Origin of the sequence: Candidatus Nitronereus thalassa (genome assembly GCF_032191465.1) — a bacterium.
In the GTDB taxonomy this organism is placed as follows: domain Bacteria; phylum Nitrospirota; class Nitrospiria; order Nitrospirales; family UBA8639; genus Nitronereus; species Nitronereus thalassa.
The window spans coordinates 3,351,218-3,358,140 of sequence record NZ_JAQOUE010000001.1; the positions used below are offsets into that span (position 1 = coordinate 3,351,218).

The 6,923-nt window shown below is 50.8% G+C and carries 7 protein-coding genes and 1 pseudogene; 5 read left to right on the forward strand and 3 right to left on the reverse strand.

Annotated elements, in window-relative coordinates; translation table 11 throughout:
• Window positions 1-3 precede the first annotated feature (3 nt).
• The 3 genes from PPG34_RS15145 to PPG34_RS15155 all read right to left on the reverse strand — a co-directional run bounded on the left by PPG34_RS15145 (window position 4) and on the right by PPG34_RS15155 (window position 3,534).
• Window positions 4-1,719, reverse strand: coding sequence for a FixH family protein (locus tag PPG34_RS15145; protein WP_313834253.1), 1,716 nt, complete (start codon window positions 1,717-1,719; stop codon window positions 4-6).
• A 16-nt stretch (window positions 1,720-1,735) separates the two neighbouring features.
• Window positions 1,736-3,010: a TolC family protein gene (locus PPG34_RS15150; protein WP_313834254.1), complete on the reverse strand. Its 1,275-nt coding sequence runs from the start codon at window positions 3,008-3,010 to the stop codon at window positions 1,736-1,738.
• A gap of 164 nt (window positions 3,011-3,174) precedes the next feature.
• Window positions 3,175-3,534 carry a hypothetical protein gene (locus PPG34_RS15155; RefSeq protein ID WP_313831072.1) on the reverse strand — a complete coding sequence of 120 codons (360 nt, stop codon included), beginning with the start codon at window positions 3,532-3,534 and terminating at the stop codon, window positions 3,175-3,177.
• 146 nt (window positions 3,535-3,680) lie between these two features.
• On the opposite strand from PPG34_RS15155, the gene PPG34_RS15160 reads away from it, so the two are divergent.
• The 5 genes and pseudogenes from PPG34_RS15160 to PPG34_RS15180 all read left to right on the forward strand — a co-directional run.
• A complete protein-coding gene (locus PPG34_RS15160; protein ID WP_313831144.1) occupies window positions 3,681-4,109 on the forward strand; it encodes a heavy metal-responsive transcriptional regulator in 429 nt (142 codons plus the stop codon).
• On the forward strand, window positions 4,106-4,285 hold the full coding sequence (locus PPG34_RS15165) for a hypothetical protein (RefSeq protein WP_313834255.1): 180 nt from the start codon (window positions 4,106-4,108) through the stop codon (window positions 4,283-4,285). The genes PPG34_RS15160 and PPG34_RS15165 overlap by 4 nt, the downstream gene beginning before the upstream one ends.
• Window positions 4,286-4,419: 134 nt before the next feature.
• Window positions 4,420-4,884, forward strand: a complete 465-nt coding sequence (locus PPG34_RS15170; RefSeq protein WP_313834256.1) for a hypothetical protein — start codon at window positions 4,420-4,422, stop codon at window positions 4,882-4,884.
• Between the two features lie 220 nt (window positions 4,885-5,104).
• The gene (locus PPG34_RS15175) at window positions 5,105-6,361 is read left to right on the forward strand and encodes a TolC family protein (protein ID WP_313834257.1); all 1,257 of its coding nucleotides are present in this window, start codon (window positions 5,105-5,107) and stop codon (window positions 6,359-6,361) included.
• Between the two features lie 15 nt (window positions 6,362-6,376).
• Window positions 6,377-6,923: pseudogene (locus PPG34_RS15180) on the forward strand (hypothetical protein); the annotation flags it as partial.

Below are 6,923 nucleotides of genomic sequence, written 5' to 3' on the forward strand. Positions count from 1 at the left end.
GACTCACATTCCCGGCATCCCGGACATTCCGCCACCTCCTGCGACCACCGAAAAGGTTGCGTTGACCTCGGGTAGCCCAGGACGTTGGATCGTAACCGTGAGATCCCATTGTCCAGCCATGCCAAGGTTCACCTTGGCGTCGTAGGTTCCTTGTTTTCCAGGCGTCATTGAAACGGTTGCTGGAATCATGCCTGGCATCGGCATGGTGAAGGTGACCTGAATCTTGGCGTCCGTGACAGGCTTCCCGTTTTTGTCGGTCACCGTCACGTGAACACGGTTTTCCCCCATCCGCGCGGGCGTTGGGTCGGTGGTAAAGACCAACGTGAGCCCGCCGGCTTTCTTCTCAAGCCTTCCTGCGGGAGGCTGCTTCTCTGCCGTCATCTCCTGACCCTTCATGTCCATCTTCATATCCATTTTCATGTTCATACCGCCCATATCCATTCCCCCCATGTCCATCTCCCCCATTGCCGCCTGCTCCATCTTAACGCCGCCCATCCCCAGGGCCCCCATCATGTTCGTGGAGGTCATCAGTTGGCTTTCAGAATCCAGGAGAAAGGTCCCCGACGTCACGATCCGCTCCCCCTCCCGCAATCCTTCGACGACTTCATAGTAAGGCCCAACCTTGGGGCCAACGGTGATTTGCCGTGGTTCAAACATGCCTTCGCCTCGCACGACGAAGACCACTTTCCGCATGCCGGAATCGAGTATTGCCTGGTCCGGAACCGCGAGTTTGTGTCCCCGCTTGACCTGAATCGATGCAGTCCCATACATGTCGGGTTTCAACCGAAGGGTGGGATTTAAGAATTCCAGACGGACTTTGACGGTCCGTGCTTCTTTGTTCAGGTAGGGATAGATGTAGGCAACCTGTCCATGAAAGCTTTCTCCTGGATAGGCATCAAGGGTCAAGTTCGCTTTTTGGTTCACGCGCACGAAGGGCATTTCATACTCGAAAATCTCCGCCTGAACCCAAACGGTCGAGAGATCCGCGATCGAATACAGGGTCATCGTTGGTTCCACATACATCCCCTTAAACACCTTTTTCTCGATCACATGTCCCGAAACAGGCGAAAAGATTGTCACGTAGGTCTGCGGTTTTCCTCGGCTGGCTAGGTCACGGATCTGATCATCCGTGAGGGTCCACAATCGCAAGCGGTCGCGAGCTGTCTCGACCACCTGCGCGGCTTGTTCCCGGACCTCCGGAAGGGGACTGTCCTGAAGTTGGTCTTGTGTGCTCAAGGCAAGCAAGTACTCCTCTTGCGTGGTGACAAGTTCTTGGCTGTACAAAGTGAACAAGGGCTGACCTTTACGCACAAATTTTCCAGTCTCATTCACAAATAGACCCTCAACCCATCCCGAAATCCGAAGATTGACGTGGGCAATGCGTTTCTCGTCGTAATCCACTCTTCCCACCGCGCGGATGGCGGTTTCAAGGTGTTGCTTGCCGACCATGTCGGTTTTGACACCGATCAACTGCTGCTGCGTCGGTGGAACCATGGCATAGGCCTGCGCCGGTCCTACCTCTGTACCAGCAGGCATCGCAATCCTTTCCATTGAAGGCATGGTTGGCTTAGGCTGTCCTGCTATGTTTGAAGGTCTCTCGGCCTTCGGCTGAAATTGGTGCAATACCTCCTTCTTCAGAAGAAGCACCCCTCCTCCCACGACGATGATCACGAGTCCAATTACCATCCCTATGAACCGTTTTGGTTTCAACTTGTGCATGATTTCCCCTCCTTGTTCAGAGTTCAACGCCGAGGACTCGTTCGAGCGCGGCCACTTGTTGTTCCCGATCTACGAGCGCCCGGAAATATTCGAGTTGATACGTGATCAGGGCCCGTTCCGCGTCAATCAGATCCAGAAAGTCGGTTCGATCGGTGCGATAACCGGCATTGGCGGCTTTCAGGGTTTGTTTCGCTTGCGGGAGAACCGTTGTCGCATAAAGTTCCACCACTTGTCCTGTGGCTTCGATCTGCGCCACGAGATCTTTAATTTGGAACCGCGTCTGGTTTTCCAGCGTCTGTTTTTTTGACCGTGCCACCCTCACCCGTGCGGTGGCTTCCCGCACACCAGCGTCATATTTCGGTTTCGTCCAAAAGGAAAACGGGATGTTCATCGTGACATTTCCTCCAAACCCGTCATCCGTATTGTGGTTTTGCCAGCGTTGCAGCTCCACTCGCAGTTTCGGGTAATACTGGAGACGGGCCAGTTTGGTTGCCGATTCAAACTGAGCGACAGCCAGATCAATCTCTTGGAGCTCGGGCCGCAGGCGAAGAGCCTGATCCACAAGTTGTTCATGTGTCTGGAGCGGGTGCTGGGAAGCGGGCTTGCGCGGAGCGCCGAGTGGAGCCTGGGCCCTGCGATTCAAAAGGGTATTCAGATGGGCCTGGGCGGTCTGTCGGCGTTGCTCCAAGACCGGTAAATGCTGAAAGAGTTTTGAAAGCTCCACCTGCGCCTGGAGTACCTCCACCTGGGTTCCTTTCCCAACACGAAACTTGGCATTGGCAATTTTAAAGAACTGTTTGAGCAACTTGATCTGCTCATGATGAATCTCAATGGCTTTGTGTGCATAAAACAGATCATAGTATGCGGCCTTGATGGCCGCCATGATCTCGCGTTCTTTAGCGGCCAAGCGCTGCGCTGCTTGGTCAGCTTCACGGGCAGCAACCTCCTCCTGCTGAGACAGTACGCCTGGAAAAGGAAATCGTTGAGCCACCCCGTAAATGGTCCTTTGGGTACCGGTGACATCCAAGGTTTCCGGTGTATTCCAAAGCTGGATCTTCACCTCGGGATCTTCCAGCGTGCGGGCTTGAGGAATGCGTTCCTGCATCGCCTTCAGTTGCTCACGAAACGCCGCCACTTCTGGATTGTTCTGAAGCGCTTCCTGGATCAACGGCCTTAACTCCAAAATCTTCGCTTTTTGGTCCTGTTCCTCCGCCGAAAGAAAACCGGGGGTTCCCAACAGAAAAGTGCTGAGCAAAAAGAGTTGCCCCCATATAATATTTTTTCGTTGCATAGCATTCTCCAAACTGGACCTGCCTTGGCCCATCTCGAAATTTAAAAGAGGAGGGACGAGATGTGGAAAACAGGCTTGTCAATCTTTTCCAATACAAAAGAAAGATTGTCCTAAAAACTGTTAATTCAAAAAACTAAGGGTGTGAAGAAAAAACAGGGAGGGTATCAAATACGAAAAACTGAAATGAGGACAAGAGTATCCTTCGGGGGCACAACTTGCCCTCTTGTAGCTATGGGTAAGAATTGACTACTCGTAACAAAACCGGGAAAGAAAAAAGGAACTTTCTCAGCAAGTACCAAATTTGGAATGTCTGGAGAGGAAATATCCGGTCCGGATTGGACCGCGAGGGATTTAAACCCCTGACAAAATTGCGAAGCTGGTTCTTCCCCCGGGGTGGTGCAATCACTCCCGTGGCTCACTTTCATGCCGCCATAAATCGGAACAAGGCAAGCATAGGCATTGAAGCTGAGGGAAAGAAAGAGACCAACAAGAAACACTATTAAAATTCTTCGTGAGTTTCTCATATTGTTTTTCATTATATTCCCGCAACGCTGCTTCCGCAAGGAAAAATGAAGGAGTCCAATTCAATCTATGTCGAAACCCTCGGGAAAATTATTTTCCAAATCGCCCTTGACTCTCCACTTAGCTGGAGGGTTTATACTACAAAAATATGAAGACTTTATTCATTGGAACTATCGCTAAACAGGCGGGGGTACCCATAAAAACCATCCGATACTATGAGGAGGTAAGATTGCTTCCCCAACCAGTACGCACTTCAGCAGGATATCGGACTTATGCGTTCCCCATAATTGACCGTCTGATGTTTATAAAGAAAGCCCAAACCCTTGGGCTCACGCTAAAGGATATTAAAACCTTCTTAGACCTGGCTGACCGGGGACATTGTCCATGCGGCCATGTGCAACACACACTCAAGCAAAGCCTTCAAGGACTTCGTCGGAAGATTGCCGACTTGAAAGAAATCGAAAAGAAGCTCGTGGGTGCCATGCGTCAGAAGTGTCCACCGGATTTCAAACCAAGCGGATCAGCTATTTGCCCCAAAATACAACGTAAACCTAAACAAAGGAGGGTCATGAGATGAGCGACTCAAAGCGAGTTTCATTATGTCCAGCATGTGGAGCATGTCCTGAAGTTGTTCTCAACCAACGTTCAGAAGAAGTTTTAATTGGAGAAGAAGGAAATCTTACCAAGCTAAATAAAACAGCCTGGAACACATTGGTAGAAAAAATTCGTGCAGGAGAGTTGGCAGAGATGTGATTGGGCAGATCCCAAAAAATCCAGCCATTCTTGTTGAATTTTATTTGTGTGTTTTATTCCACAATGTGTGGTAGTCTAAACTACTGAGGCGGAAAACCCGATTAGATATAAAGTACGGATATTGGGTACTGGAAATGTTTAACACGTTTCTGAGAGCATGGTTGATACTCTGGGTTGTTTCTCTACCCTTAGTGCACGTCCATCCTGAAGCCGATCATGCCCATGGGATGTCGGGCCACGCTCATGGGGGAACCTACCACACAGTTTTATCCACCGCCCCCATTTGCGCCTACGAAGATCATCAACATCATCATGACTCCTTTTCCGCCGGGGAACCGTTTGGAACTACTGACTCCCCAATTCACCCTTCTCATGGCTTGGAGCATTCCTCCTACAGCTTTTCTGTTCTCAATTCCTCGATAGATCCCATTCTTGAAGACAGTGTGTCGTATCCCACAAGTGATACGGTTGTTGCTAATGAAAAAGAAACTCCGAGTTTATCCCTTGTTTCCGCCATTGATATCTCGCTACCGACACGGCCATTTTCGGTTTTAACCAATACCCTTTCAGCTCGCGGTCCTCCCATTCTCTCCGTGTAATTTCGTCTTGAGTCTCTGACTCGACCAAATCTCAAAATTTTTAAATGGTACCGGTGGGGAAAAATATTTCTCCCTACTTGTTTCATTTCTGTCTGGAATTTATTCGAGCAGGCCTCGATAACCTCTCGGTGAAAGGTCCAGATAAACGGTCGGTGTAGTCAGAAGACTCGCTTAAAAATTTCCAGAGGAATTTTTGAAACTCCTGTCACTGGGGACAGTCATGATGAAGCCAAAATATTGTGTTCGCCTATTTCTTTTTTCCATGTTGTTTACGGTGCCGAGTCATCCCGTCGATGCTGTGGAGTCGTTGACAGTAGGGCAAGCTGTCAAAACTGCTCTGGAGCGCAATCCCGATCTCCTGGCCGCCCGGCAAGAGTTGGAAGTGGCTCGTGGTCGTGAGGTGAAGGCCCAGCTCTTCAATCGGTTTAATCCTAGCGTGAATGGCCAGGTTTGGAACCGAAATAATCCGGGATCCGGCAATGTAACTGATTCCCAAGTGCTGCTGTCACAAGAAGTGGAGGTTGCCGGGCAACGTGGACTCCGAAGAGAGGCGGCCACTCGAAATGTGACCCAAGTCGAAGCTCAGATTAAGGATCGCGAACGGCTCATCACCGGACAAGTGATGCGGGCCTTCTTCCAAGCTCTCACCTTGGAAAAACGCCTCGAATTGAGAAAAGAAATCGAGAAATTAAACCTGCGTATCCGCGATGCTTCAGAGGCGCGGTTCAAAGCCGGGGTGGCGCCTATTATGGAATCCAACTTGGCGGAAATTCGCTATGGCCAGTCGCGCAAGGAAACCTTCGTGGCCGAAGCCTTATTCCAAAATGCCTTGCTGGACCTCCGGCGGTTGCTGGGGTGGGAGCCTGATCGTTCGATCGAGTTGAGCGGCCAACTCCGGAATTCTCCCAAAGCGGTTCCCCTATCTGACCTGCTCCAACGTGCACAGGGGCAGCGGCCCGATCTTATGGCGGCAAAAAGAGAAGTAGCCCGGGTGGAAGCTACCATGGATCTGACCCGCCGGCTCATTGTGCCGAATCCCACGTTTCAAGGGTTTTATCAAACGGAGACCGAAGGGCCTGGAGGTGCCAGCAAGATGGTGGGCGGAGGAATCAGCATTCCCTTTCCCTTGTTCGATCGGAAGCAAGGCGAACTGGTGACACAGGGTGGAGAGCTCAATCGAAGCCGACACCAAGTGATCGCCGTCACTCGGAATATCGAGCGAGAAGTGGAAACGGCGTTTCAAGCATATCAAGCGGCTCGTCAATCTGTGGAGGTATTTGAAGCTGAGGTGCTCGATCGAATCGATGAAAATTTCCGGTTTATGGAGATTGCCTACCGGGAGGGGAAAATTGGGTTATTGCAATTGATCGTAGTGCAAGATGGTCTGATCACTGCTCAACTCTCGTATGTGGATTCTCTAGGACAATTCCGTGCAGCCGAGACGAATTTAGCGCAAGCGGTTGGGGGACAGCCGTAAGCAAGAGGAAAATTTATGAATCGTTCAATGTGGAAATATGTGCTCATCCTATTCGTGCTATCGGGTGTGGGGTGCCAAGAGAGCCAGACGTCATCCTCCACGGAAGGGAAAGATGGGAAACAAGAACAGGGTCATGAGTCCGATGAACATGGCGAGGAAGACCAACACGAGGGAGAAAAGCATTCCGACGAAATCACTGTTGCTCCTGAAGCGCTTGAGGGCCAAACCTTCCAGACAGCCGTCGTTGAACCACGGTTGGTCAGAGAAGGGATTCAGGCCACGGCCAATATTAAACCGAATGAGTACAAGCTCACTCATGTCAGTCCACGAATTGAGGGGAAAGCCGTCAAGGTCATCGCCGAACTCGGTGACCTGGTGAAACCCGGACAAACACTCGCGCAACTCGATAGCATTGAGCTGGGCTCCAAAAAGTCCGCCTTCCGACAAGCCCGAACGACGATGTTGGTGAACAAGGCAAATTACGAGAGGGAAAAGCGGCTCTTTGATCAACAAATTTCTTCAGAAAAAGATTATCTCGACGCCCAAGGGGCCTACCAGCAGA

Bases quoted from the DNA above. Each gene is read 5' to 3' on its own strand.
- PPG34_RS15145 (WP_313834253.1), bottom strand. From the start codon at position 1,719: ATGCACAAGTTGAAACCAAAACGGTTCATAGGGATGGTAATTGGACTC.
- PPG34_RS15150 (WP_313834254.1), bottom strand. From the start codon at position 3,010: ATGCAACGAAAAAATATTATATGGGGGCAACTCTTTTTGCTCAGCACT.
- PPG34_RS15155 (WP_313831072.1), bottom strand. From the start codon at position 3,534: ATGAGAAACTCACGAAGAATTTTAATAGTGTTTCTTGTTGGTCTCTTT.
- PPG34_RS15160 (WP_313831144.1), top strand. From the start codon at position 3,681: ATGAAGACTTTATTCATTGGAACTATCGCTAAACAGGCGGGGGTACCC.
- PPG34_RS15165 (WP_313834255.1), top strand. From the start codon at position 4,106: ATGAGCGACTCAAAGCGAGTTTCATTATGTCCAGCATGTGGAGCATGT.
- PPG34_RS15170 (WP_313834256.1), top strand. From the start codon at position 4,420: ATGTTTAACACGTTTCTGAGAGCATGGTTGATACTCTGGGTTGTTTCT.
- PPG34_RS15175 (WP_313834257.1), top strand. From the start codon at position 5,105: ATGATGAAGCCAAAATATTGTGTTCGCCTATTTCTTTTTTCCATGTTG.